Below are 24,998 nucleotides of genomic sequence, written 5' to 3'. Positions count from 1 at the left end.
TGATTTCTCATCTCATGGAACGAGTGCCGTATCCACATGTCAGCTAGCATCAAACTGTCTACAGACAGACTTCAAGCCGGTCTTTATATCAAACTCCCCTTAAAATGGCGTGAGCACCCTTTTATGCTCAACCGCTTTCAAATCGAGAGTGACGCCCAAGCTAAGCTGATACGCTCTCTACCCACGAGCTTTGTTTATTACTATCCAGATAAAAGTACCGCCGTGCCCTTGCCTGCGCTGGCAGAAAAAAAAGAAAATCCAGATGAAATTGACCCAAACGCGGTCAGCCGAGACAAAGAGGCAATGGAGCGAGAAAAACAACAGCGCATAGAAGAACAGCGTCGCTTTCATGCTCGGATCCAAAAAGTACAGAAACACTATCAGCGTTCAATGGCACAACTACGTGCTATCAATATGAAAGCCTCAAACCGCCCTCAGGCAGCCAACGAGGATGTTCGTATGCTGGTTGATAGCATGATGCTATTTGGCAGTGAATCGAATGTCACCTTGCATCTGATGGATGATCCGACATTGGCGGAAGATATGTATGCGCACTCGCTAAACGTTGCCGTCTTAGCTTTAATGGTGGCACGCAGTCATGGCTATAACAACGATCAGATTCGCTCCCTCATGACAGGCGCGATATTGCATGACATTGGGACCAAAAAAGTCCCCTCTGCGATTGTCCGTAAAAAAGAGCGTTTAACCGACCCTGAAATGAACTACTACCGTCAGCACGTGAACTATGGCGCGGAATTAGTAGCAGACATGGACGAATGCACGCCCGAAGTCGAGGCTATCATTGCTCAACATCATGAATTTGCCGATGGTAGTGGGTTTCCAAAAGGTCTGAATGGTGATGAGATTGAGGAGCCTGCGCAGATTGTTGGCATGGTTAACTTTTTCGATCGCTTATGCCGCCCACAGTTTGGTGCGCCCGCTCGTATGCCCTTTGCGGCTTTGTCTCACTTGTTTAAAGAGAATAAAGCAAAGTTTAATCCGCGTCTGCTAGCGTTATTCGTCAAGATGATGGGCGTCTACCCGCCCGGTACAGTGGTTAAACTCTCTAATGAGGAAGTCGGTATTATTATTTCGGTTAACAGCACCGCACTGCTCAAACCAAATGTGATGATTTATGATCCCGACATTCCGTCGGATCAAGCGACCATTATTGACATGCGTGATAGTGAACTAGAGATAGACACGGCCGTGCCTATCTCTAAACTCCCTGAGGAGGTGAAAGCGTACTTAAAACCAAGGACACGTATTTCGTACTTTATGGATGCAGACAGTTAGTGGTTCGCGGTCTCTGTCTTGTCCGCTTTTTCCGTCGCACGCTGTAAATCGACCATGAAGTTATCAATCAAGCGTGTGGTACCGAGGTAAGCCGCCACCAAAATAACCGCTTGGCGGCTATTATCAGTGATCGTCCCTAGCGAGTCAGCATCGCGGATGTAGAACTCGTCGGGCTGAAGACCCGCAGCACGCAGCTGATCGTGCGCATCCTCAATCAGATCATCCAGATCACGCCGTCCATTACGCATTTGCGCACTCATCCAACGCATCGTTTTTGCGAGCACAGGGGCACGCTGGCGCTCATCCACGGTTAAATTGTTATTGCGAGAGCTCATGGCTAAACCATCGCTTTCACGCACGGTTGGCACACCAATAATATCAATCGGCATCGCCATATCTGTAACCATTTTGCGGATGACAGCAAGCTGCTGGAAATCTTTTTCCCCAAAACACGCTACATTAGGCTGCACGAGGTTGAATAACTTAGTCACCACGGTCGCGACACCACGAAAATGGCCCGGACGAGACGCGCCCTCTAGCATGGATGAGAGTTTTGGTACCTCAACCGCTGTATGTGCCTCAAGGCCGTGAGGATAGAGGGTATCAACGCTTGGCGTAAAGACAAGATCGACACCTTCTTCACGCAACTTGGTTAAGTCATCATCCAAGGTGCGCGGGTAGTTAGCCAGATCGTCAGCGCGATCAAATTGCATGGGATTAACAAATATACTAACCACCACCACATCTCCCTGCTCTCGGGCTTTACGGACTAAGGTTAAGTGGCCTTGATGTAAGTTTCCCATGGTGGGCACAAACGCAATACGCTTGGCCGCTTTTTGCCACTGGCCGACGTGATCGCGCAGTGGCGCAACCTCAGAAATTATCTGCATACTCGGTCTCTCTATTTAAACGTGTGGGCGGGACCGGGAAATTCGCCGCTCGCCACTTCTTGCACGTACTTGGCCACCGCTTCGCGGGCATCACCTGTTTCTGCCAAATAGTTTTTCGAGAATTTGGGCATATAGTTAGCCGATACGCCAAGCATATCGTGCATGACCAAAATCTGACCATCGGTGTCACTGCCGGCTCCAATACCGATGACAGGTACCGAGACGGTGTCGGTAATCCGCTTGGCGAGTGACGCTGGTACGCACTCAAGTAGGATGATTTGTGCACCTGCCTGCTCTAGTGCAACGGCGTCGGCCACCATCTGTTCGGCTTTTTCATCGTCACGCCCTTGCACGCGAAAGCCGCCGAAGATATTCACCGATTGCGGTGTCAGGCCCAGGTGCGCGCAAACCGGCACCGCACGTTCAGTCAACATTTTTACGGTTGGTGCTAACCAGGCACCGCCCTCAATTTTGACCATGTTGGCGCCCGCTTTCATCAATTCAGCGGCATTCGTACACGCCTGCTCGGGGGTTGTACAGCTCATAAATGGCATATCGGCCATTAACAAGCTATTCGGGCTGCCTGCACGCACGCAACACGTATGATAGGCCAAATCGGCAACGGATACGGATAAGGTATCGCTTTTCCCTTGTAGCACCATACCTAAGGAGTCGCCCACCAGCAAAACAGGGACATCCTGTTGCTCGAACAGCTGAGCAAAGCTCGCATCATAGGCGGTAAGGGATGCAAACTTTTGTCCTTGTTGCTTCCATGTGATCAGATCAGTAATTGTGATTTTTTTCATTGTGTCTCCCAAAGCCTGAAACTGGGGCCCACCGATTAAGCGTGATCGCAGATACGGGTTAAACCGTTACGATCCACGCGCGTCAGGCACGCGGCGAGCGTACTGCCATCCGGCAAGCACAAGTCAGGGGCGATGTCGGCAAGTGGATAAAGCACGAACTCACGTACTTTCATGCCGTAATGTGGCACCGTCAGTCGTGGATGCTCGATAACACGGTCACCATAAAGCAAAATGTCGAGATCTAAGGTTCTTGGGCCCCAACGTTCTGCTTTGCGTTCCCTGCCATAATCAAGCTCAATCGCTTGCGTGGCATCCAATAGTGTCAGAGGGTCAAGGTAGGTGTCCAGCGCAGCCACTGCATTGACATAATCAGGCTGATCCGCTGGCCCCATTGGCCGACTGGTATAAAGAGAAGACACGGCCACCCAAGAACTTTGCGGCAGTGTTTTTAGTGCCGCAATCGCCTGTTGTGCTTTTTTTATCGGCTCACCTAGGTTGCTGCCAATCGCTATATACACTCGGTTCATGCGTCTGAGTTCGACTGCGGTTTGCGCCGACGCGGCGGCCCTTTACGACGGCGTGATTTAGGAGAGCGCGTGTTGCTAACCTTATTGATCGCACGCACCATTTTTTGACGCCCACCCTGATCGGCGCGTTGAAAGTCTCGCCACCACGCACACAATGCTTCCGTGTCATCACCTTCTACCGCACCGCGCATTTCTAGCAAATCAAACGCCGCGCGGAATTTTTTCTCTTCCAACGTTTTGAATGCGCGCGCTCCCGTACGACGGGTCATGCGCATTTGTAATTGCCAGACTTCTCGCACCATCGCGGTAAAACGGCGAGGGATGGCAACGGTTTTTACTTGTTCGTCAACAATATCACTCGCCGCTACCATAAAAGCATCGTAGTAACTTAAACCACTTTCAAACGCCATTTCTTCAGCACGTGTCACCAAGGGATACCAAAGCATCGCCGCAAATAAGAAAGCGGGATTGATGCGCTGATCGTTAGCAACGCGTTTATCCGTTGAACGTAACACCTGCTCAAGCATTTGTTCAGTTTGACTGGTTTGCGCTTCAGTAAAGTGGGCCGCGACCGCAGGGAAAAGCTGCTGAAATAAGTTGTACTCACGCAGCATTTGGTAGGTTGCAAGCCCCTGCCCCGCTTGCAGCAGCTTTAAGCTTTCTTCAAACATACGTGCCGCGGGAATGTCTTGTAATAAGGGCGCCAACTCAACCATCGGTGCCGCGGTTGCATCATTAATGGTCATGTCCAGCTTCACCGCAAAACGCACGGCTCGAAGCATACGTACCGGATCTTCTCGATAGCGCGTTTCTGGGTCCCCGATCAGGCGAACAATGCGATTGTTTAGATCGTCCAGTCCACCGGCATAATCACGAATAGAGAAGTCAGCAATGTTGTAATACAGTCCATTAATGGTGAAGTCGCGGCGCTGCGCATCTTCATCAATGGTGCCGTAGACATTATCGCGCAGCAGCATACCGTCTTCAGAACGTGCTGTTTGCTTGTCTTTTTTGTCTGGCTCGCTTTTGCCGTGATGACCTCGAAAAGTTGCCACTTCAATCACATCTCGTCCAAACAAAATATGGGCAAGGCGAAAACGGCGGCCAATCAGACGACAATTACGGAATAACTTTCGCACCTCATCCGGTGTGGCATTGGTGGCGATATCAAAGTCTTTAGGTTCGCGATCCAATAGCAGATCGCGCACCCCTCCGCCAACGAGGTACGCTTCATAGCCCGCTTTATGCAGGCGATAGAGCACTTTCAGCGCATTTTCGCTGATACCTTTGCGCGAAATGCCGTGTGCTTTGCGGGGGATAACTTCCAACTTAAGATCCTCAATTGCTCGTGTTTTACCATCACGATTCAGAACCTTACGGCAAAAGCTGGTCACTCGATTAAAGATAGCTCACCTCATATTTGATTGTTCGGGCCATGAAACAGCGGCATATAATATATCAGGGTGGGCCATTTTAGAATGCTGTCGTCACTTCCGTTTGTTTGGGTAAGTGCGTCAACGACCACGTATTGACCGCAAGATTTAGTAATTCAGTAGGCGTTGCCACCTTTTCCTCTGCGACTGCGTGTAAACCAAGAAACCGCATCGCTGCACGTAACGCAGGCAGCGGGGCTTGATTATCAATAGCTGGCGCACGATTTTGTTTCGATAGTTTTTGCCCCTCCGCATTTAATGCCAACGGGAGGTGCAGGTAGTGCGGCAGTCGCGCGCCTAACAGACGATATAATCCAATATGGCGTCCCGTTGGAACAATTAAATCCGCCCCTCGGACAATGTCTGTGACCCCTTGGTCAATATCGTCTAACACGACGGCAAGATTATACGCATAGAGCCCATCTCGGCGCTTAATGATAAAGTCTTCGTTAGCCAATTGCTGATCAAGAGGCAACGAACCATGCAGTCGATCGTTAAACGCTAACACTTCAACCGGACTTTTTAGCCTCACCGCAGCGTGTTCAGCCGCTTTGTTTTTATCTCGGCACCAACCTGGATAGACGCCACCTGCCTGTTTAATTTGACGCCGTGTACACGTGCAATAATACGCGCGCCCTGACGCGAGCCAAGCATCAATTTGCGCCTGATAGTCACCTAGATGCTGGCTTTGATAACGAACCGCACCATCCCAATATAGGCCGTACGCCTCAAGCGTGCGCAGAATCTCACTGGCCGCGCCCGGCTTTTCTCGTGGCGGATCGATATCTTCAATCCGTACCAGCCATCGGCCATGATGGGCACGAGCATCTAAATAAGAGCCCAGCGCAGCCACCAATGAGCCAAAGTGTAAAGGTCCTGATGGCGACGGCGCAAAACGACCGATATAAGCAGCGTGCGATGTCATGATAAACGAATGAACTCGGGTCTCAGCGCCATGGGCGGATAATGAATAGCGCAAATTGTACGGGGATCTTGCATGAACACAAGCGTCTACAAACACAAAAAGGGAGCCGAAGCTCCCTTTTGTTTTATGGGGTGATTACTATTTTGTGGGATGATAGCCGCCCGCGATATTTTTGCGCGCGACTCCCTCAGTGATGATTATCCCGCCATTTGCTTTTCTTTCAGCTCAGCGAGTGTTTTACAATCAATACATAGCTCGGCGGTTGGACGCGCTTCTAAGCGACGAACGCCAATCTCGATGCCACATGAGTCGCAAAAGCCAAAATCATCGTCTTCGATACGCTGGAGTGTCTTATCAATTTTCTTGATCAGCTTACGCTCACGATCTCGGTTACGTAACTCTAGGTTAAATTCCTCTTCCTGCGCTGCACGATCGACAGGATCGGGGAAATTTGCCGCCTCATCTTTCATATGATTCATGGTGCGGTCGACTTCTTCCCTGAGCTGATTACGCCATGCATTGAGGATTTTACGGAAATGCTCGAGCTGTGGCTCGCCCATATATTCCTCTCCAGGTTTCTCCTGGTATGGCTCTAATCCAGCTAAGGCCAGGATGCCCAGCGATTTCTTTTCTTTGCTTTCTGGCATTCAGCTTCTCCTAAAAAACCTTGACATGACACGTGTCTGTCAAATGAGGGCGCTATCTATAGCAGAAAGCCTTTAGGGTGGCAATCTTTGATTTACGCCCCGCAACGCCCAATGTGAACATGCTTACACTTTTGTTGTGTGAGCAACAAAAGGTACGGAATTAACCAGATTTAGCTCACTCGCTGACACCTGAGCTTGATAGCAAATGACTTCAACCCCCGAGGCCAGCGCATGATTGAGCAGCTGGTTATAATCCGGGTCGATATGGGGGGCACCTGTGACTTTTTCAATCCCTGAGTGCAAAACAACAAACAATAAAACTGCGCGGTGTCCTTGTTCGACCATCGCAATCAGCTCACGGAGGTGTTTTTGTCCTCGCGTCGAGACAGCATCAGGGAATGCGCCCCAACCATCACTCTCTAATAAAGTGACACTCTTTACTTCTATATAGCAGTCGGGTTTGTCATCGTCACGTAACAGCAAATCAATACGGCTATTTTCACTGCCATAGCGTACTTCTGTCTGTAATTGTGCATAACCGGCTAGTTCAGGAATACGGTCAGCTTGCACCGCTTCAACGGCCAAGGTATTGGCACGCGTGGTGTTCACGCAAATCCAATCTCCCTGCTGAGTATGATTGAGCTCCCAACTGTGTGGATACTTACGCTTCGGATTATTTGACGTCGAGTACCACACAGTATCTCCGGGCGTTGCACACCCGGTCATTGCGCCAGTATTGGCACAATGGATGGTCAGGCGCTCGCCATTGTCTAAGGTCACATCGGTCAAAAACCGTTTATAACGACGTACTAAGGTTGCCGACGCTAGTGGTGGGGAAAACTGCATCTGCCGTTCCTGCTGATGATTAACAAAGGCTGAATTGATGCAGGCATTGGTATAACGCCCGCCCCTCATTGTCTCGCGGTATCGATTCATCCGACGCGGAGGAAGACGAAGCATATAAGCCAAAGCGTTGACAGGCAAATATCTGTGTTGGCAAAGGTGGCAGGTGTAAGGCTTGTTGATGCTTAACGCCACGACGCAAGGTAATATGCGGAGTAAACGCATGACTGTCCGCTTTAGCGTGCCAAACAGGCAAGGTTTGTAAGTGATGGGCTAGATCAAACAATTCCGGCGGGGGTTGGTTGAACGTCACACACGCAATTTTCGGCTGCTCCCATACTTCAACATCTGAGGTAGTGAGAGAAAACGCAGGCAGAGCCAGGTTACTTGCCGCGGTTTGGAGCGCAGGGAGCTTAGTATCAGGGACCTCACCCAAAAACGCCAAGGTGAGATGTAAGTTCTGTTCGGGCACCGCGCGCCCCTCACCACAAAGATGATGGTTGTAGCGAACAAGTTGCTCCCGAGCGGCTTGATTGGTTTTCTCGTCCAAACCTAATGCGAAAAATAGTCGCATGGGCTCTCCTTTTACACTCAGTCCGTTAAAATAGCGGCTTTGATTCTGACACAAAGGGCAAATTCTTGTCTCAGCTTCCGATTGATACCGTGATTCCTGACCTTATCGCCGGGCTATCAACGCATCCACAGATCATCGTCTCCGCGCCACCGGGGGCCGGGAAGTCAACACGCTTGCCACTCGCGCTGCTTGAGCAGACAACGCGAGAGGGAAAAATCGTGTTGCTGGAGCCGCGTCGGCTTGCGGCGCGCAATATTGCCCGCTTCCTCGCCCATCATTTGAATGAGCCTATCGGCCAAACGGTCGGGTTAAGAATGCGTGGCGAGACAAAAGTCAGTGCTAACACACGATTAGAAGTCGTGACCGAGGGGGTGATGACCCGCTTACTGCAAACTGATCCCATGCTCGACGGTGTGAGCCTGATTTTATTCGACGAGTTTCACGAACGCAGTCTACATGCTGATCTTGCCCTCGCATTAAGCTTAGATTGCCAAGCAGGGTTACGTGACGATCTGCGCTTGGTCGTCATGTCCGCCACCCTAGATAATCAAGCCTTATGTCAGTATTTGCCCAACGCACTCACACTCGCCACTGAGGGGCGCAGTTTCCCGATTCATTATCAGTATCAGCCGCTTTCACGGCACACACCGTGGGCAAGTGCTGTTGCCAGTGCGAGCTTGGATTTTATGGCTCAGCACAGCGGCTCGGCACTGCTTTTTCTTCCCGGTATGGGCGCAATTCGACAGGTTCATGAGGCCATTAAAGGGCGCCTTGCTAATGACATGGATCTCCACTTACTCCACGGCAGCCTTGATATTTCAGCCCAGCAAGCGGCTATTTATCCCGCACCGGCTGGCATGCGCAAGTTAGTACTCACCACCAACATTGCTGAGACCAGCTTAACCATTGAAGGGATCCAGCTGGTGATTGATGCGGGGCTTGAGCGCATGATCATGCATCAAGCGCAAACGGGCCTTGATAAGCTGGTGACAAGACAAGTCACGCGCAGTGCTGCGATCCAACGAGCGGGCCGCGCAGGTCGCCTCGCACATGGACACTGCTTACGGCTTTATAGTGAAGAGCAATTTCAGCGCTTACCAGTTGTACCGACTGCACCTATTTTGCGTGAAGATTTAACCGATCTTGCCCTCAATGTGATCCAGTGGGGCTGCGACGTCAAAGATTTACATTGGCTTGACGTGCCGCCCACCAAACATTGGCAAGCCGCCTGTCTAAGACTGACACAATTAGGGCTGATTGATGCACGCCACGGATTAACCACCTTGGGGCAACGCGCAAGCCACTTGGCAGCCAGCCCTCGTACTGCCGCCATGTTGGCACGCGTTGAAAAAGCCGATACCTCGACGCTATCCACCGCGTGCTGGCTGGCGGCGTGGGCCGAAAAACCCATGACCTCGGGAGCCTCACTGGCACTTATCGACCAATTGCGCGTAGCGATGTCCTACAAAGACTATCAGCACCGCGCACAGTCACTAGCCCGTAGTGTTGGCATTGCCTTGCAACCTCAGTTCGATGATACCCTGCTGCCGCTACTGGCCGCTAACATTTGGCCAGATAGAATCGCACTGGCACGCGGAAAATCGGGCCGCTTTATGATGGCCAATGGCCACGGCGTCATCTTGGACAGCCAAGACCCACTCAGCCGCGCCGACGCCATCGTCATCTGTGATGTAATGGCCGGTGATCAGGGGGACAGTCGGGCCTATAGTGCGATTGCTCTCTCACTGACTGCGCTTCAAGATGCGCGTCCCGATTTATTTAGCCATCGCGATGTGGTCGCATGGGATGATAAACGTGGCACGCTGAAAGCAGAAAAGCAGCAATGTTTGGGCGAATTAGTCCTCGCTTGCGAACCGCTCGACACGCTGAGTGCCGAGCAGCAAACACAAGGGCTATTGGATGCCGTTCGCCAAAAAGGCATTGATGCATTGAATTGGCAAAGCCCCAGCCAGTCCTTGCTGACGCGTGCACGCTGCGCCCAAGCATGGGGATTGGATATTGCGCTGCCGTCACTCAGCGATGCAGACTTACTCGCTTCGCTCGATACCTGGCTGGCCCCTTTTATTCATGACATGTCACGCTGGCAAGCGCTCCAGCAATTGGATCTCAAACCCGTGTTGGAAGCCTGGTTCGGCTTTGCGGTGACCAAGCAATTAAATGCGGCACTGCCCACACATATAACAGTGCCAACCGGGTCGCGTTATCCACTGCGTTATACCCCGGACAGTGCACCGGTACTGGCCGTGAAAATGCAAGAAATGTATGGACAGGCACAAACTCCAATGCTCGCCAACGGCCACGTTGCCGTGCAAGTTGAGCTGCTCTCACCCGCCGGACGTCCATTACAAATTACCCAAGATCTCGCCGGCTTTTGGCAAGGGAGTTATAAAGAGGTGCAAAAGGAAATGAAAGGGCGCTACCCTAAGCACCTTTGGCCGGATGATCCGGCTAACCATGCGCCAACGCGTCAAACCAAACGCCATTTTAACCAGAGTTAATCGATTGTATGGCCGATAAAAAAACACGTTCACACGCGAGCAATAAAAAACGTTCATCACCGAAGCGTCAGCCAAACAAAGCCGCCGCCAAACCGAGCTGGAGCAAACGCTTGTTAAGCTTCGGATTGAAGTGCAGCCTGGTGGGGATCGCTGCCGTTGTCATGCTCGGTATTTATCTGGATGGTAAGATACAAGACCGTTTTAGTAGCGGCCAAATTTGGCAGCTTCCGGGCGTGGTATATGGCCGAGTGATTAACCTCTCACCAGGTAGCGATGTATCACTCCTTCAACTACGTCAGCAATTGGATGCGCTGAATTACCAAAAAGTACGCACGCCGAAGCGCCCTGGTGAGTATTCGGCCTCACAAACACGGCTTGAAATCATTCGTCGTCCGTTTGATTTTGAAGATGGCCCGGCGCCCGCACGACATGCGATGCTGAGCTTTGGCGATAATCAAGTCAACCAGATTACTGACGTTAACGCCAACCAATCGCTAGGGCTTTTACGCATCGAGCCGAAATTACTGGGCATGATGGAGTCTGGCATCAATGAGCAACGCCTATTTTTACCCCGAGAGCGTTTCCCAGAGTTTTTAGTCGAGGCGTTACTCACCACAGAAGATCGAGATTTTTATCACCATGAAGGCGTTTCACCCACGGGGATCTTACGCGCACTCGTGGCTAACATTCGCGCCGGTCGTACCGTACAAGGCGGCTCTACCTTAACGCAACAGCTGGCTAAAAACCTCTTTCTCACCCGCGATCGCACCTTGTGGCGAAAAGCGCAAGAAGCCTACATGGCATTGATCCTCGATTTTCGCTACAGCAAGGATAAACTGTTAGAAGCCTACTTTAACGAAGTCTATCTGGGACAAAATCGCGGCGAACCCGTACATGGTTTTCCGTTAGGCGCGCGACTCTATTTTGGACGTCCGATTAGCGAGTTACGGGTTGACCAACTGGCGCTGCTCGTGGGGATGGTAAAAGGGCCTTCCTACTACAACCCGTTCCGCCACCCTGAACGCGCGAAAAGTCGTCGCGATCTGGTGCTACGACTGATGCTAGAGCAAAATCGACTGTCAAGCGCCGATTACCAAGCGGCAGCCAGCCGTCCGCTTGATATTCAAAAAACGCCTACCCTATCGCGTCCTCAACCGGCTTACTTTGATCAACTCAAAGAAGAAATCCGTCATAAAGTCGGTGATAAATATGCCGCTGGCGCTGGGTTACGTATTTTCACCACCCTTGATCCTGTGTCACAGCAAGCGATTGAGCGGGCGGTGACCGAAAAGGTGAAGGCGCTTAAACATCGCGCAGGAAATCAACTAGAAGCCGCCGCCGTGATCGCAGACAGACGAAGTGGCGAGGTCCGTGCCATGGTGGGTGGCGCTCGCCCGGGCTTTGCAGGCTTTAACCGTGCCTTAAATGCGAAACGCGCTATCGGTTCACTCGCCAAACCTGCGGTTTATTTGACGGCATTAAATCAGCCTGAACGCTTTCAGCTCACCAGTAATATTGACGATAAGCCCATTCGTTTAGAAGGCAGTCAAGGGAGCAGTTGGCAACCTCGCAACTATGATCGCCAATACCGCGGCACCGTGTCGTTACTGACCGCCTTGGCAAAATCCTATAACGTGCCAACGGTCAACCTCGGCATGCAACTGGGGTTAGAAAGTGTGGTTAACACCTTTGGTCAATTGGGGGCAAAAACTGACACCATTCCACGCGTTCCCTCTCTGCTTCTGGGGGCATTTAGCATGAGTCCATTTGAGGTCACTCAAGTCTACCAAACACTGGGCAATGCAGGGCAAAGGGCCCCATTAACGGCTCTGAGGGCCGTTACTACCAAAGAAGGTCAAGGTTTGTATCAAAACTGGCCCAAAGCGGAACGTGTTGTGCCTGAGCAAGCTGGTTGGCTGACCTTGTATGCGATGAAGCAAGTGGTGAAACAGGGAACAGGGCGTTTCTTGCAGCAACGTCATCGCCATGCAGCACTCGCAGGCAAAACGGGGACAACAGATGATAACCGTGATAGCTGGTTCGTCGGTATCGACGACAAAGAAGTTACCACGGTGTGGTTGGGCCGCGATGATAATCAATCGACAGGGCTCACCGGGGCCTCTGGTGCTTTACGTGTTTATGATGATTATTTAAATCGTCGAGGCGCGACACCCTTGGCACTCCCTTGGCCTGCCGACATCACCACCGTGGCGGTCAGCCAACAAGGTAGCCAATACGCGCTAAATTGTCGCGGTGAGACGTCGCTCCCCGTATGGGACATAAATGGCCAGTTTGCCAAGCGATGTCGCCAGCCGGATCCCGTCGGTTGGCTTAAAGGTTTATTTAATTGACACCTTGTCCACTCGATACGCGTTTGTATACCAAACAGCGAGCAAAAAAACGCCCCAGCCATACTGACTGGGGCGGTGTGGTATTTAGCTACGCAAGCCGGTGCCTCTAGAAATCAAGCGCCAAGCCAGCGCGTATAAGCCGATAATAAACAGTAACAGCACCCCAAATGATGTCATGATCCCCACATCGGATACCCCTAAAAAGCCATAGCGAAACGCGTTAACCATATACACGATAGGGTTCAGCTTAGACACCCCTTGCCAAAACTCAGGCAACAGCGACAGCGAATAAAACACGCCACCGAGATACGTTAGCGGGGTCAGTATAAAGGTCGGGATCAGGCTGATATCGTCAAACGTTTTAGCAAAGATGGCGTTAATCAGGCCTCCTAACGCAAACACGGCAGAGGTCAGCGTCACCGTGGTGACCACGATAAATGGATGCGCGATTTGCAAATCCACGAAGAACAAGGACGTCATCGTCACTAAAGCCCCCACCGCTAAGCCACGGCACATGCCTCCGCCAATATAACCGGCAATAATCACATAGTTAGGGATAGGCGCGACTAACAGCTCCTCGATATTATGCTGAAACTTGGCACTAAAAAAAGAAGACGCCACATTGGAGTAGGAGTTAGTGATCACTGACATCATGATTAAGCCAGGAACGATATACTCCATGTAACTGAAGCCTTCCATCTGGCCGATACGCGACCCAATCAAATTACCGAAAATGACAAAGTACAAGCTCATGGTAATCGCGGGCGGGACCAAGGTTTGCACCCAGATCCGAGTAAAACGCGCCACTTCTTTGTGAATGAGGGTACGAAATGCAATCCAATACAAGGCATTCATGCGTGCTCCTCCCCATTTTTCTGAATTAAGGTGACAAACAACTCTTCTAAACGGTTGGCCTTATTACGCATGGATAATACTTGCACTCCCTGTTGTGACAACTGCTCAAAGACCGGGGTTAATCCCATTGACTTGCTGACTTCCACCTCCAAGGTATTGGTGTCAGTGGTCTGCCAGTTCACGCCCTCAAGCGCATTGAGCTGATGCCCTGGTTGGAGGTCGAGAATAAAGGTCTCAGCATCTAACTTCGATAACAACGCCTTCATCGAGGTATCTTCGACCAGCTGCCCCCGATTGATAATGCCAATATTACGGCACAGGGTTTCGGCTTCTTCCAGATAATGGGTGGTGAGAATAATGGTGATCCCTTGACGATTAATCTGGCTTAAAAAGTCCCACATAGAACGGCGCAGCTCAATATCGACGCCTGCGGTTGGCTCGTCCAGGATCAGCAAACGCGGCTCGTGCATCAAGGCACGGGCTATCATCAACCGCCGTTTCATTCCACCCGATAAATTACGCGCGGGCTCATGGCGCTTGTCCCACAAATCCAGTTGTGAGAGATATTTCTTTGCACGCGCTTTGGCTTGCGCTCGCGGCACCCCATAGTAGCCAGCTTGGTTCACCACAATCTGCTGCACTTTCTCAAACTGATTAAAGTTGAACTCTTGTGGCACCAGACCAATTTGCTTTTTCGCCTCCACCTTTTGGGTGTCTAAGTCATAGCCAAAAATACTGACCTGCCCTTGGGTTTTATTGACCAGCGAACTCAGTATGCCAATAGTCGTGGATTTCCCCGCGCCATTTGGCCCGAGTAGCGCATAAAAATCGCCCTCCTCGACCGAGAGCGATACGCCTTTCAATGCCTTCACATTGGACCCGTACGTTTTGACGAGATCCTTGATTTCAATTGCTTTCATAAGCTCCCGTTAAGATAAAATCAGCATCATGCTGTCTGACGCATCAATGTTGCTATGGTAACCGGTATTGGTCTGAGAAACACCGCCACAAAAAAAGGGTTAATCGCACTGAGGGCGGCGATTAACCACGATCCATGCTATCGCGACTTTGCCTTTTGGAAATAAATGCGCGTTGAGAATAAATACGCTTTGGCAGTCAATACGCTTACGCAGGCATGACTTCGACTAATCGATTGGCCGCTTCGAGTGCAGGCTTACGCGAAGTGAAGATGTGCGCGTCACGCACCCAATCGCCAATATGCAGGCGCTGAAGTTGCTCTCGCGTTTCATCATGCGGGCAAAGTAAAAATACCGTGCAATTCGCTTCACGCGCATCTTTGATTGCGTTTTCCAATGCCAGCCCTACCGTCATGTCCAGCATAGGCACATCACTTAAGTCGAGGATCATCACCCGAAACTCACTGATATGAGCGTGCTGACGGGCAATGGCCTTTGAGACACTGAAAATCATCGGGCCAGACAAGTAGAAAAAGAGTACGTGGCCATTACTGGCATCTAAAAGCGCACGCTCTTCATCATTTAACGGCACTTCATCGTCTTCCGCATCACTGATGGCCCGTACCTGTTTTGCCTGCTCGCGACTTAATCGCTCGATCACCAGTAAGTTAGCAATAAAGACACCCAGGCCCACCGCGACAATCAGATCAACAAATACAGTCAATGCCATCACACCGTACATGATACCGGTTTGCTGCAAGCTGATTTTGTGCGCGCGATGTAGAAAGCTCCAATCGAGAATATTAAAACCGACATAAAGCGCAATACCGGCTAGCACAGCCATTGGGATCGGCGCCGTTAATGCCCCCGCCACTAACACGACTGCGGCTAAAATAGCGGCACGGAATATCCCCGATAACGGTGAACGCGCCCCGACTTGCACATTGACCACAGTGCCCATGGTAGCACCGGCCCCCGGCAGTGCGCCAAACAGGCCTGCAATCATATTGGCGACGCCCTGGCCGCGCAATTCACGGTCGGAATTATGTTCTTGGCGAGTCAGCGAGTCGGCAATCACTGCGGTCAGTAAGGTGTCTATGCATCCTAACGTCCCCAGCACCAAAGCATCAATGACCATGGTGGTAAAATGCTCTGCGGTGATATGAGGCACTACTAGCGAGGGTAAACCGGTCGGGATCTCACCAATACGGCGGATGCTCTCGGCATCAAAAAGCAGTATCGACACCAAGGTAATACTGACTAAGGCGACAAGCTGAGCTGGGATAAAACGACGATATTTGGCCGGAAAGTAAAACAAAATACCCAAGGTGAGCGCACCAAGAAAAACTTCTTTAATATCGGCATTGATCACTAAATCCGGTATCGCTGTCAGGGTGCCTAAGACGCCGCCGGACGGTGCCGCTTGCCCTAATAATGGCGCGAGTTGGAGCAAAATCAAGATCACGCCAATCCCCGACATAAAACCGGACACCACGCTATACGGCATCAAGGTTACGTATTTGCCCAGCCGCAAACTGCCAATCAGCACTTGAAACGCGCCCGCCATCATCACCACAGTAAAGCCCATGGCAAGGCCACCTTCGGGGTAACGCGACATCATGGCGGTGAGTACCGCGGTCATAATGACTGTCATCGGCCCCGTGGGCTCTGATATCAGCGTCGAAGAGCCACCAAATAGCGACGCGAACAGCCCCACCAAAATCGCTCCCCATAACCCGGCCTCAGCGCCAGCACCGGAGGCAACACCAAAGGCGAGCGCCAGTGGTAATGAGATAATCGCGGTGGTCACCCCGCCGAATAAATCCCCCTTTAATGACAACTGCGCAAATCGTCCTTTATCAAACACGCACTACCTCGACTGCCGTTAAGATTATGATAGAGCGAACAGTATACGAATTTTCTCGTATTAACCTATCCGAGCAGTGGTTGAAAGCATCACAGCGTGATCCGCTGGACGCGACCGATGTAAAAAAATGTGAATATTGATCTCAGTATATTTCACACCTCAAGAGTGCGGTATAGTGACGATTGATAACTTTGCCAACAGACTGAGTGAGCATGGCCCAGATAAAAGCGTTATTTGCCAACAATAAAGCCTGGTCAAAAGACATTCGTGATACGGATCCCCAGTTTTTTGCCGACCTAGCGAAAGAGCAGCATCCGGAATATTTGTGGATTGGTTGTGCCGATAGCCGTGTGCCTGCTGAGCGACTAACAGGATTAGACTCTGGCGAGCTGTTTGTGCATCGCAATGTCGCCAACCAAGTGATCCACACGGATTTAAACTGCTTGTCGGTAGTGCAATATGCCGTTGATGTGCTGCAAATCAAGCATATTATTGTCTGTGGTCATTACGGATGTGGCGGGGTGCATGCCGCGATTGAAAATCCCGAGCTGGGTCTTATCAATAATTGGCTATTACATATTCGCGACCTTTACCTTAAGCATAAAAGCTATCTGAGCCAATTGCCGCCCCAAGCGCGTGGTAATCGTTTATGTGAAATCAATGTCGCTGAGCAGGTTTATCATTTAGGCAACTCCACCATTTTACGCGCCGCCTGGGAACGAGGCCAAGATGTCAATATCCATGGCTGGTTTTACGACACTACTGACGGGATCTTACGCGATCTCGGTATGACAGCGAACAGCCGTGAATCGTTAGAGATACACTATCAAGCGGCGATGAGCCATTTGGTCCCCGGCGCGGCCACACATCCTCTCTATGAAAATTGACACAATGCTGACGCTATAATGCTTGTGCGCGGTGATGAATCGTCGTACAACACGACCATGACTCCGATCACACCTTCATCCCACGCTACGCATCGCTCTCCGCTACTCTTGTGGCTGATGGCGAGCCTGATGCTGTTTGCGGTGATCGCTAATGCCGTGGCGAAATCTCATGTTTCACCGTGGCAGCCAAATCAGCAAATTCATACGCTACAACACACACCGGCCCTACTGTCGACCGCAAGAGCCAGCGTTGCACTGCCAGCCCCTTTATTGGATGACGATCCCCAACCGCCACATTTAGCCACCCTTTTTCCTCCCACGCACGTTAGCCTTGCTTGGCACCTCATCGCCTTTTTGTGCGTGCTTGGGGTGTATCTCTCCCGCCAATATCTTGCATTTTCGTTCCCCCGCCTCGGAGGCTGGCGAGAACACAATCTGCAATATCGCTTTATTCATTCGCGTTAATCGTTCGCTTTCCTGAAGGCCTGTGCGCCTTAATCCCCCAGTAGCGACATCGAGTTCACACTCGATGTGAGGTTTGCTGTGCACGATGCACAGCCAAGGAGAAAAAATGAATAAAGCAACTCCCGTTAATCGGTATGCGTTGTGGCACTATGCTGTATTGGTGCTGATGCTAATCGTACTCACCATGCAGGCATTACCGAGCTTTTTTGGCGATCATCCTGTAGTGAGCGTGTCTCATCACTCTCACCACGCGCTGCAAGGCTGGCTAAACGCCCATCCAGAGGCCGTCAGTGAGGTACGTTATGACTCGCAAGGGAATGTCACCTTAATCACGCCCGATATTAGCCAGCAACAGAACGTACAACAGCAATTAAAAGGCGCCCTAGGTGCCGATGCGGAGATCACTCTCGATTATTTATCCGCAGCGCCCGCGTGGCTATCACGCCTAGGCGCCGAGCCGGTTAAGCTAGGGCTAGATCTGCGCGGTGGCGTCCAATTATTACTGTGGGTCGACACCGACCAAGCACTGACCCATCAAGCAGACGCCTTGCTCCAAAGCCTCAATCTTTGGTTAGACAGTCAGCGCTTGCCGCCGACCGCGAGCCTCAACCAGCAGGATAAAACCACGGTGCAATTGCCGATGTTAAATGCCGCTGATCGTACCAAAGTGAGCGGTTGGTTTACTGAGCATTATCCGCAATGGCGCTTTAGCAGTGCCACCCATCGCTGGCAAATGACAGATACCGAGCGTGAGGCCATGCGTCATCAAGCCGTACGTCAGAATATCGATATTCTGCGCAAGCGTATCGACGCGTTAGGCGTGGCCGAAGCCAGTGTGCAGCGTCAAGGCAAAGACTATATTCGTATCGAACTACCTGGCGTGCATGATCCTAAACAAGCCAAAAGCGTGATTGGTGCCACCGCCTCACTCGCATTCTATGCCCTCGATCCTACCAGCCCTAAACCACTATACGATGCGCAGCACAATGCCGTCCCGCTCGCGCGCCACGCCATTTTAGGCGGTGAACATATTATTGATGCGCGCACCAGTGTCGATGAGATGCGGCGTCCTCAAGTCGACATTCGCCTGGATAAACAAGGTGGCGAGACCATGCTTGCGTTTACTCGTCGGCACTTGGGCGATCCAATGGCGACCGTTTATCGCGAGTACCAAACCAATGCGCAGGGCGATCTGGTGGCTCACGAGCGCGTGATCAACGTAGCGACCATCCAAAGTGCGCTCAGTGATCGCTTTCGGATCACGGGGCTATCGAGCCCAGAAGAAGCGCGTAACCTCTCGATGCTATTGCGTGCCGGCGCATTAACCGCCCCCATTAAAATCGTCGAAGAGCGCGCGATTGGTCCCACCTTAGGTGCTGAGAATATTAAAGCAGGCTTTTCCGCACTGGCTGTCGGCATGATCGGCATGGCTATCTTTATGGTGCTTTGGTATCGCCGTTTTGGCTGGGTGGCGATTGTGTCGCTTACTGCCAACCTCATGATGCAAGTCGGTCTTCTCGCGCTACTGCCCGGTGCTGTGCTGACGTTGCCAGGCATCGCGGGCCTTGTACTCACGGTAGGCATGGCGGTCGATACCAATGTGCTTATCTTTGAGCGTATTCGCGATCGCTTGCGAGCGGGCGCAAGCCTAGCCAATGCCATTGATACCGGCTATCGCGCGGCGTTTAGCACAATTTTTGACGCCAATATCACCACCTTGATTTCTGCGGCCTGTTTGTACGCCGTCGGCTCTGGCCCCTTACAAGGGTTTGCCACCACTCTGATTCTGGGGCTGTGCGCCAGCATGATAACCGGCATTATTGGCACCCGAGCCATCATCAATCCGATTTGGGGGCGTGATCGCCGCCGCGCGGTGACCATTTAAGGAATGAATACCATGAACTTAACCCAAGCCCGCTATACCAGCTTCGCTCTCTCCGCGCTGCTAATGACCATGAGCATCTGGGCGATTACTTATTATGGCCTGAACCTAGGCATCGACTTTACCGGCGGTATCGTGATTGACTTCGCGCTACCAAGCTTGGCTGGCAGTGATACGCTGATCCCAGCCCTGCACAGTCAGTTTGGCGATCTGGCCACGCTCAAGGCAAGTACCACGCAGGGACAGTGGCAGTTAGTGTTGCCCCACACCTCTCAATGGCAAGATCCTCAGCAGGTGATGGTACAAATCAGTACTGCGTTATCGATGCCAGTGAGTTTGATTCAAGCGGACGTGGTCGGCCCTCAGGTCGGTCAGGTCCTGTTTGAGCAAGGTGGCTTAGCCCTGCTAGTTGCCTCGTTGGCGATCGTGCTTTATCTGGCGATTCGCTTTGAGTGGCGACTCGCCCTAGCAGCCATAGGCGCGCTTGTACACGATGTCACCCTCACCTTGGGGCTACTCGCCATTCTCGCCGTGCCCATGGATCTCAATGTGATTGCCGGGTTGCTAGCTGTAATCGGTTACTCGCTCAATGACTCGATTGTGATCGGCGACCGGCTGCGCGATGTCCTAAGAGCCAAACCGAACCAATGTGTTTATATCAGCACCAATATTGCGGTCTGCGAGACCTTCTCGCGTACCTTGATCACTGCCGGGACGACGCTGTTTACCATCGGATGCTTGTTGATACTGGGTGGCGATGCGCTATATGGCTTTGCCCTAACGCTGTTTGTGGGGGGGCTCACTGGAACTTGGTCATCGGTCGCCGTCGCATCTTGCCTACAAGAAATACTGGGGCTATCAGCTTCGCATTATCAGCGTGCGCCAGAGCATGAGGGGACGTGCTAACCCACCGAACCCGCTATGTTTCCTACAAAAGTCGCTACAAAAAGTGCCTACAAAAAACCGAGCAAGCGCTCGGTTTTTTCATTTATCGTAATAACCACCGGCCACTCTGTGATGACAGGCGTTACGCGTCGCTGCGGAGATTAATCCAATGGGATCACTTTACCGATATACGGCAAATGGCGATATTTCTGAGCGTAATCAATCCCAACCCCGACAACAAATTCATCCGGGATGGTAAAGCCAAGCCAATCGACTGTCACATTCACTTCGCGGCGCTCGGGTTTATCGAGCAGGGTACAAATACGTACCGAGTTTGGCTCACGCAGCGATAAGATTTCGCAGACTTTACTGAGCGTGTTGCCAGTATCAATGATATCTTCAACCAAAAGAATGTCTTTTCCTTTGATGTCGTCATCCAAATCTTTAAGAATGCGCACGTCACGCGTGCTTTCCATGCTATTGCCATAGCTTGATGCGGTCATAAAGTCGACCGAATGTGGCAAGTCAATCGCGCGACATAAATCAGCCATAAAGACGAACGAGCCGCGCAGCAACCCGACCAAAACAAGGTCGTTTGAGTCTTTATAATGCTCATTGATCTCGGCGCCCAGGGCTTTTACTCGCGCCTGTACGTCCTGTTCTGAAATCATCACTTCAACGGTGTGTTTCATATCTGCCCCGATGGTTTGTCCCCACGATCGCGGGGGTCACTAACAAAGGTGGCATAGTCTAGCACTAAATCGATTGCGGATCCCAGTCACGCCGGTTGTCAGCCATTTGCATCCGCACACTAGTTAACTATCACGCTGATTGATAAGAAAAAATAATCCATGCCTGTCTTTTTAATAATGAATGACTTTTTTTGCAGACAAAATTACCGTTTTACGGCCTAGATCAGCTTTACGCCCGTTGTCAGACGATAAATAGCTGGTATAAACTCAATATCGCTAATAAGAAAATTGTTAGCACAAACAATAATTAATTTGTACAAACCAAAAATAAGTTGGCAGGTTTTAGGATGGCTCAATCAAATGAAAGAACAAGGACGCGACTGTCGCCGGAAAGACGTAAAGAGCAGTTATTAACTTGTGGTTTAGATGTCTTTGCGAAACGCGGTATTGGCCGCGCTGGGCACGCGGATATCGCAGACATGGCGGACGTTTCCGTCGCGACCGTCTTTAACTACTTTCCTACGCGCGAAGATCTTGTGGAAGAAATCCTTGCACAAACCGAAAAGCACTTTATTGCGTTGATTAATGAGTGTACCGAGCAAGATCAATCGATGCGCGGCGCATTAAACTGTATCACATCACAGATAATTGATACCGCACTCGCCGATAAAGCGTGGATGAAAGTCTGGTTTGAGTGGAGTACGTCGATTCGCGAGGATATTTGGCCACGTTTTGTCAAAGGCAGTCGAGATGCGGTTGATCAGTTCGAGAACGTATTTAAACGTGGCATCGAAAAAGGCGAAATGACAGATCGTCATCAACCCAGAGAGCTCGCCAGCATGCTAGCAGGGGTCTGCTATGTGCTATTTTTACAAGCCCACCAACAACCCGATAAAGCGGCGCTTAATGCCATGGCCCAGCATTACATTGATGTATTATGCCAGCATGGCTAAACGTCATGGCACGATAGAAAGCCAACGTCACGTTGGCTTTTTAATGCGTCATCCATGCGCGTTAGGGATCGATAAAGCTCGGCCCATCATTGAACAAGACGGGCTCATGAGAACGAATATTTAAACGCACTTTTTCTCCGACCGACAGCGGCTCTCGAGCGTGAACCGACAACTTCTGCCCATGAATATCAATGGTGTAGCGGCTGCTATCTCCCATAAACTGCTGTGACAAGACCTGTCCCTCGCCCTGATCGTCTGCCCGAATACTTAAAAATTGTGGCCGGAGTAACCACCAATGCGGGCCGGGATGACAATGTACAGGACGCGGCCAAGGGCCAAGTGGCGTCTGCATTTGCTCTTGCTCAGACACGGTTACAGGAACATAAGACCCTTGACCAAGAAAATCTGCCACAAAGCGGCTTGCAGGCTGATAATAGACCTCTGTGGTATCACCGAACTGTTCTATAAGGCCTTGATTCATTACGGCCAATTTATCGGCAAAGGCAAAGGCTTCTTCGCGACTGTGAGTCACCAAAATCGCTGTCACACCCTGTGATTTAAAAATACGCCGGATCTCTTCAATCAAGTCGTGGCGTACCTGGGTGTCAATGTTAGAAAAAGGCTCGTCCAGTAATAATAGATCGGGTTCATAGGCAAGCGCACGGGCAATCGCTACCCGTTGCTGTTGACCACCGGATAATTGATGCGGATAACGATCCCCAAGGTCAGTTAAATGGACCAATTTAAGCATGTCAGCCACTTTGCCCGCTCGCGCTTGAGCGGCCAACTGTGAAAGTCCAAACCCGATATTCTCTGCAACGGTTAGGTGCGGAAAAAGCGCATAATCTTGAAAGATCATACCGATATTACGCTGCTCAGGTGGCACAGAGTGATGCTCATTATCCATGACTTTACAGCCAATCGATAGCGTCCCTGCCGATAGCGGCATTAAACCTGCCATTGCTTTTAACAAGGTGGTTTTTCCGCAGCCACTGGCACCGAGTAGGCAAACAATCTCTCCAGGTGCCACTTGCAGCGATAAATCTTTTAAGACAGGCGTGCCGTTATAGCTGCAGGTCAGGTTTTTAATCGACAAGGCGCACTTCATTGATATTTCTGCTCCAATGACCGGTTAATCAAGATAAGCGGAATTAAGCCAACCACTACCAGTAAAATTGCCGGTAATGCGGCGTACTCTAAGTGTTCATCAGAGGTAAAGTTGTACACATAGGTGGCCAGTGTTTCAAAGTTAAATGGACGCAGTAAAATAGCCGCATTAAGCTCTTTCATCGACTCAATAAACACCAGCAACATCGCAATAAGCGTACCACGACGAATTAAAGGCAGGTGCACGCGGCGAATGACCCCTGTGGTTGTGCAGCCCATGGTTCGCGCCGCCATATCGAGCGAAGGGGGGATTTTGGCCATGCTTGATTCGATACTACCAATGGCAACGGCACTAAAGCGCACTACAAATGCTGCCAGCAAAGCGACCATGGTCCCTGACAGTACCAGCCCTGGCCGGCCCCATCCATAGGCGGTGGCAACATCATTAATGACATGATCACCGCGCGTAAGCACCAGCATTACCCCGATAGCGAGCACGGTGCCGGGTACCGCATAGCCCATAGATGCCAGACGCATTGGCGCAACACTAATACCATCACCACGTAAGCGACGATAGACATTCACCGTCCACGCAATAGCCACCGCAATAACAGCTGCCAACGTCGAGGTATAAAAGCTGTTATAGCTAAACGCGGCGAAATCACTGATGGCATTTTTTTCATAGTAGTGCCATGCGTACATCACCAACTGTAAAAGCGGTAAGATAAAAGCCAATGATAATAGGCTCCAGCACCAGACTACTACGCCTACTTTACGCCAGCCTCGCAAAGGCGTTTTCTCGATTGCGTCACTGCTTGAGCTTGGACTAAATTGGGCTTGTTTACGTCGTCCATAACGCTCGGCACTGATTAAAAGAAAAATCGCCACCAGCATTATCGCGGATATTTTAGCTGCTGCCGTTAAGCTTGAATAACTCAACCAAGTATCATAGACCGCCGTGGTCAGTGTGCTAACGGCAAAATAATTGACCGTACCAAAGTCGCCCAACGCCTCCATCGCCACCAGCGACGCGCCAACGGCAATAGCGGGCCGGGCTAGCGGCAAAGAAATTCGGCGAAAACTCTGAAGTGGCGAGCAACCCAACAGGCGGGCAGAATGGGTCAAGGTCACACTTTGCTCCATAAAAGCAGCGCGTGTTAATAAGTAAATATAAGGGTACAGCACCAGCGCTAAGACAAAGCAAGCCCCCGTTAGCGTGCGCATATCGGGGAACCAATAATCGGTCACGCTTTGCCATTCAAAGGCATACCGTAAAGCGCGCTGCAACGGCCCAGCATAATCAAACCAGTCCGTATAGATATAACCGATAATATACCCGGGCATCGCCAGCGGTAGGACCATCGCCCATTGCAATTGTCGGCTGCCAGGTACCTGATACATCGCCAGCATCCACGCTGTCGGGACACCCAGTATCATCGCAATCGCGACCACACCAACCACTAACAGACTGGTATTTAGGGTATAGGTAGGGAGCACGGTCTGGAACAGGTGAGGAAAAATATCACCTGTATCACCAACCGCGGTGTAAAAGATCGCTAAGATCGGCAAAACCAGCAACAGGGCTAGGCCCCAGCTGCTGGTTTTTATAATGGGTAATCTATCTCGCATGGCCTACTACATTAAGGCGTCAGAGAAAGACAACAGGGGCGGTGGTCG

At 51.1% G+C, this 24,998-nt stretch carries 22 protein-coding genes; 8 read left to right on the top strand and 14 right to left on the bottom strand.

What is annotated here, in order from left to right; translation table 11 throughout:
* Positions 1-36: 36 nt before the first annotated feature.
* Positions 37-1,296: an HD-GYP domain-containing protein gene (locus BZG81_RS01945; protein ID WP_077669140.1), complete on the top strand. Its 1,260-nt coding sequence runs from the start codon at positions 37-39 to the stop codon at positions 1,294-1,296.
* Here the strand turns inward: BZG81_RS01945 and panC are convergent.
* The 8 genes from panC to thpR form a co-directional block, all read right to left on the bottom strand.
* On the bottom strand, positions 1,293-2,186 hold the full coding sequence (gene panC, locus BZG81_RS01940) for a pantoate--beta-alanine ligase (protein ID WP_077660093.1): 894 nt from the start codon (positions 2,184-2,186) through the stop codon (positions 1,293-1,295). The genes BZG81_RS01945 and panC overlap by 4 nt on opposite strands.
* An 11-nt stretch (positions 2,187-2,197) precedes the next feature.
* Positions 2,198-2,992 (bottom strand): 3-methyl-2-oxobutanoate hydroxymethyltransferase, encoded by a 795-nt coding sequence (gene panB, locus BZG81_RS01935; RefSeq protein WP_077676623.1) that lies wholly within the window; start codon positions 2,990-2,992, stop codon positions 2,198-2,200.
* A 35-nt stretch (positions 2,993-3,027) separates the two neighbouring features.
* The gene (gene folK / locus BZG81_RS01930) at positions 3,028-3,519 is read right to left on the bottom strand and encodes a 2-amino-4-hydroxy-6-hydroxymethyldihydropteridine diphosphokinase (protein WP_077459828.1); all 492 of its coding nucleotides are present in this window, start codon (positions 3,517-3,519) and stop codon (positions 3,028-3,030) included.
* A complete protein-coding gene (gene pcnB / locus BZG81_RS01925; protein ID WP_077576185.1) occupies positions 3,516-4,913 on the bottom strand; it encodes a polynucleotide adenylyltransferase PcnB in 1,398 nt (465 codons plus the stop codon). Before pcnB ends, folK begins: the two co-directional genes overlap by 4 nt.
* 79 nt (positions 4,914-4,992) lie before the next feature.
* Complete coding sequence (gene gluQRS / locus BZG81_RS01920; RefSeq protein WP_021024196.1) at positions 4,993-5,877, bottom strand: tRNA glutamyl-Q(34) synthetase GluQRS; 885 nt, start codon at positions 5,875-5,877, stop codon at positions 4,993-4,995.
* 197 nt (positions 5,878-6,074) lie between these two features.
* Positions 6,075-6,524 carry an RNA polymerase-binding protein DksA gene (gene dksA, locus BZG81_RS01915; protein ID WP_021024195.1) on the bottom strand — a complete coding sequence of 150 codons (450 nt, stop codon included), beginning with the start codon at positions 6,522-6,524 and terminating at the stop codon, positions 6,075-6,077.
* 123 nt (positions 6,525-6,647) lie between these two features.
* A complete protein-coding gene (gene sfsA, locus BZG81_RS01910; protein ID WP_077676622.1) occupies positions 6,648-7,370 on the bottom strand; it encodes a DNA/RNA nuclease SfsA in 723 nt (240 codons plus the stop codon).
* Between the two features lie 19 nt (positions 7,371-7,389).
* Positions 7,390-7,941, bottom strand: coding sequence for an RNA 2',3'-cyclic phosphodiesterase (thpR, locus tag BZG81_RS01905; protein WP_077676621.1), 552 nt, complete (start codon positions 7,939-7,941; stop codon positions 7,390-7,392).
* A gap of 65 nt (positions 7,942-8,006) precedes the next feature.
* Here thpR and hrpB point away from each other — a divergent pair, with 65 nt between their 5' ends.
* Both hrpB and mrcB read left to right on the top strand, forming a co-directional pair.
* Entirely contained in the window at positions 8,007-10,460 is a 2,454-nt protein-coding gene (gene hrpB, locus BZG81_RS01900) for an ATP-dependent helicase HrpB (protein ID WP_077676620.1), read from the top strand.
* A gap of 8 nt (positions 10,461-10,468) precedes the next feature.
* On the top strand, positions 10,469-12,811 hold the full coding sequence (gene mrcB, locus BZG81_RS01895) for a penicillin-binding protein 1B (RefSeq protein ID WP_077676619.1): 2,343 nt from the start codon (positions 10,469-10,471) through the stop codon (positions 12,809-12,811).
* An 84-nt stretch (positions 12,812-12,895) separates the two neighbouring features.
* Here the strand turns inward: mrcB and BZG81_RS01890 are convergent, their stop codons facing one another.
* The 3 genes from BZG81_RS01890 to BZG81_RS01880 all read right to left on the bottom strand — a co-directional run bounded on the left by BZG81_RS01890 (position 12,896) and on the right by BZG81_RS01880 (position 16,450).
* On the bottom strand, positions 12,896-13,666 hold the full coding sequence (locus tag BZG81_RS01890; protein WP_077676618.1) for an ABC transporter permease: 771 nt from the start codon (positions 13,664-13,666) through the stop codon (positions 12,896-12,898).
* Positions 13,663-14,586 (bottom strand): ABC transporter ATP-binding protein, encoded by a 924-nt coding sequence (locus tag BZG81_RS01885; RefSeq protein ID WP_077645810.1) that lies wholly within the window; start codon positions 14,584-14,586, stop codon positions 13,663-13,665. Before BZG81_RS01885 ends, BZG81_RS01890 begins: the two co-directional genes overlap by 4 nt.
* A 205-nt stretch (positions 14,587-14,791) precedes the next feature.
* On the bottom strand, positions 14,792-16,450 hold the full coding sequence (locus BZG81_RS01880) for a SulP family inorganic anion transporter (RefSeq protein WP_077676617.1): 1,659 nt from the start codon (positions 16,448-16,450) through the stop codon (positions 14,792-14,794).
* A 212-nt stretch (positions 16,451-16,662) separates the two neighbouring features.
* Here BZG81_RS01880 and can point away from each other — a divergent pair, with 212 nt between their 5' ends.
* The 4 genes from can to secF all read left to right on the top strand — a co-directional run bounded on the left by can (position 16,663) and on the right by secF (position 20,590).
* Positions 16,663-17,337 (top strand): carbonate dehydratase, encoded by a 675-nt coding sequence (can, locus tag BZG81_RS01875; protein ID WP_077459835.1) that lies wholly within the window; start codon positions 16,663-16,665, stop codon positions 17,335-17,337.
* A 57-nt stretch (positions 17,338-17,394) separates the two neighbouring features.
* Positions 17,395-17,802: a hypothetical protein gene (locus tag BZG81_RS01870; RefSeq protein WP_131826061.1), complete on the top strand. Its 408-nt coding sequence runs from the start codon at positions 17,395-17,397 to the stop codon at positions 17,800-17,802.
* Between the two features lie 106 nt (positions 17,803-17,908).
* A complete protein-coding gene (secD, locus tag BZG81_RS01865; protein ID WP_108743457.1) occupies positions 17,909-19,687 on the top strand; it encodes a protein translocase subunit SecD in 1,779 nt (592 codons plus the stop codon).
* Positions 19,688-19,699: 12 nt separating this feature from the next.
* A complete protein-coding gene (gene secF, locus BZG81_RS01860; RefSeq protein WP_158011821.1) occupies positions 19,700-20,590 on the top strand; it encodes a protein translocase subunit SecF in 891 nt (296 codons plus the stop codon).
* 140 nt (positions 20,591-20,730) lie between these two features.
* On the opposite strand, the gene hpt is transcribed toward secF, so the two are convergent.
* Complete coding sequence (gene hpt / locus BZG81_RS01855) at positions 20,731-21,261, bottom strand: hypoxanthine phosphoribosyltransferase (RefSeq protein ID WP_021024183.1); 531 nt, start codon at positions 21,259-21,261, stop codon at positions 20,731-20,733.
* A 347-nt stretch (positions 21,262-21,608) separates the two neighbouring features.
* Here hpt and BZG81_RS01850 point away from each other — a divergent pair, with 347 nt between their 5' ends.
* Complete coding sequence (locus tag BZG81_RS01850) at positions 21,609-22,214, top strand: TetR/AcrR family transcriptional regulator (RefSeq protein ID WP_077459838.1); 606 nt, start codon at positions 21,609-21,611, stop codon at positions 22,212-22,214.
* A 61-nt stretch (positions 22,215-22,275) separates the two neighbouring features.
* Here BZG81_RS01850 and BZG81_RS01845 read toward each other — a convergent pair whose 3' ends face one another.
* The gene (locus BZG81_RS01845) at positions 22,276-23,322 is read right to left on the bottom strand and encodes an ABC transporter ATP-binding protein (protein WP_077676614.1); all 1,047 of its coding nucleotides are present in this window, start codon (positions 23,320-23,322) and stop codon (positions 22,276-22,278) included.
* The gene (locus BZG81_RS01840; RefSeq protein WP_077459840.1) at positions 23,319-24,950 is read right to left on the bottom strand and encodes an ABC transporter permease; all 1,632 of its coding nucleotides are present in this window, start codon (positions 24,948-24,950) and stop codon (positions 23,319-23,321) included. Before BZG81_RS01840 ends, BZG81_RS01845 begins: the two co-directional genes overlap by 4 nt.
* Positions 24,951-24,998 lie beyond the last annotated feature (48 nt).

This window comes from Salinivibrio sp. MA607, from assembly GCF_001996245.1.
GTDB lineage: Bacteria > Pseudomonadota > Gammaproteobacteria > Enterobacterales > Vibrionaceae > Salinivibrio > Salinivibrio costicola.
The sequence above is the reverse complement of the archived record's forward strand: the minus strand, read 5'-3'. Positions and strand labels throughout refer to the sequence as shown.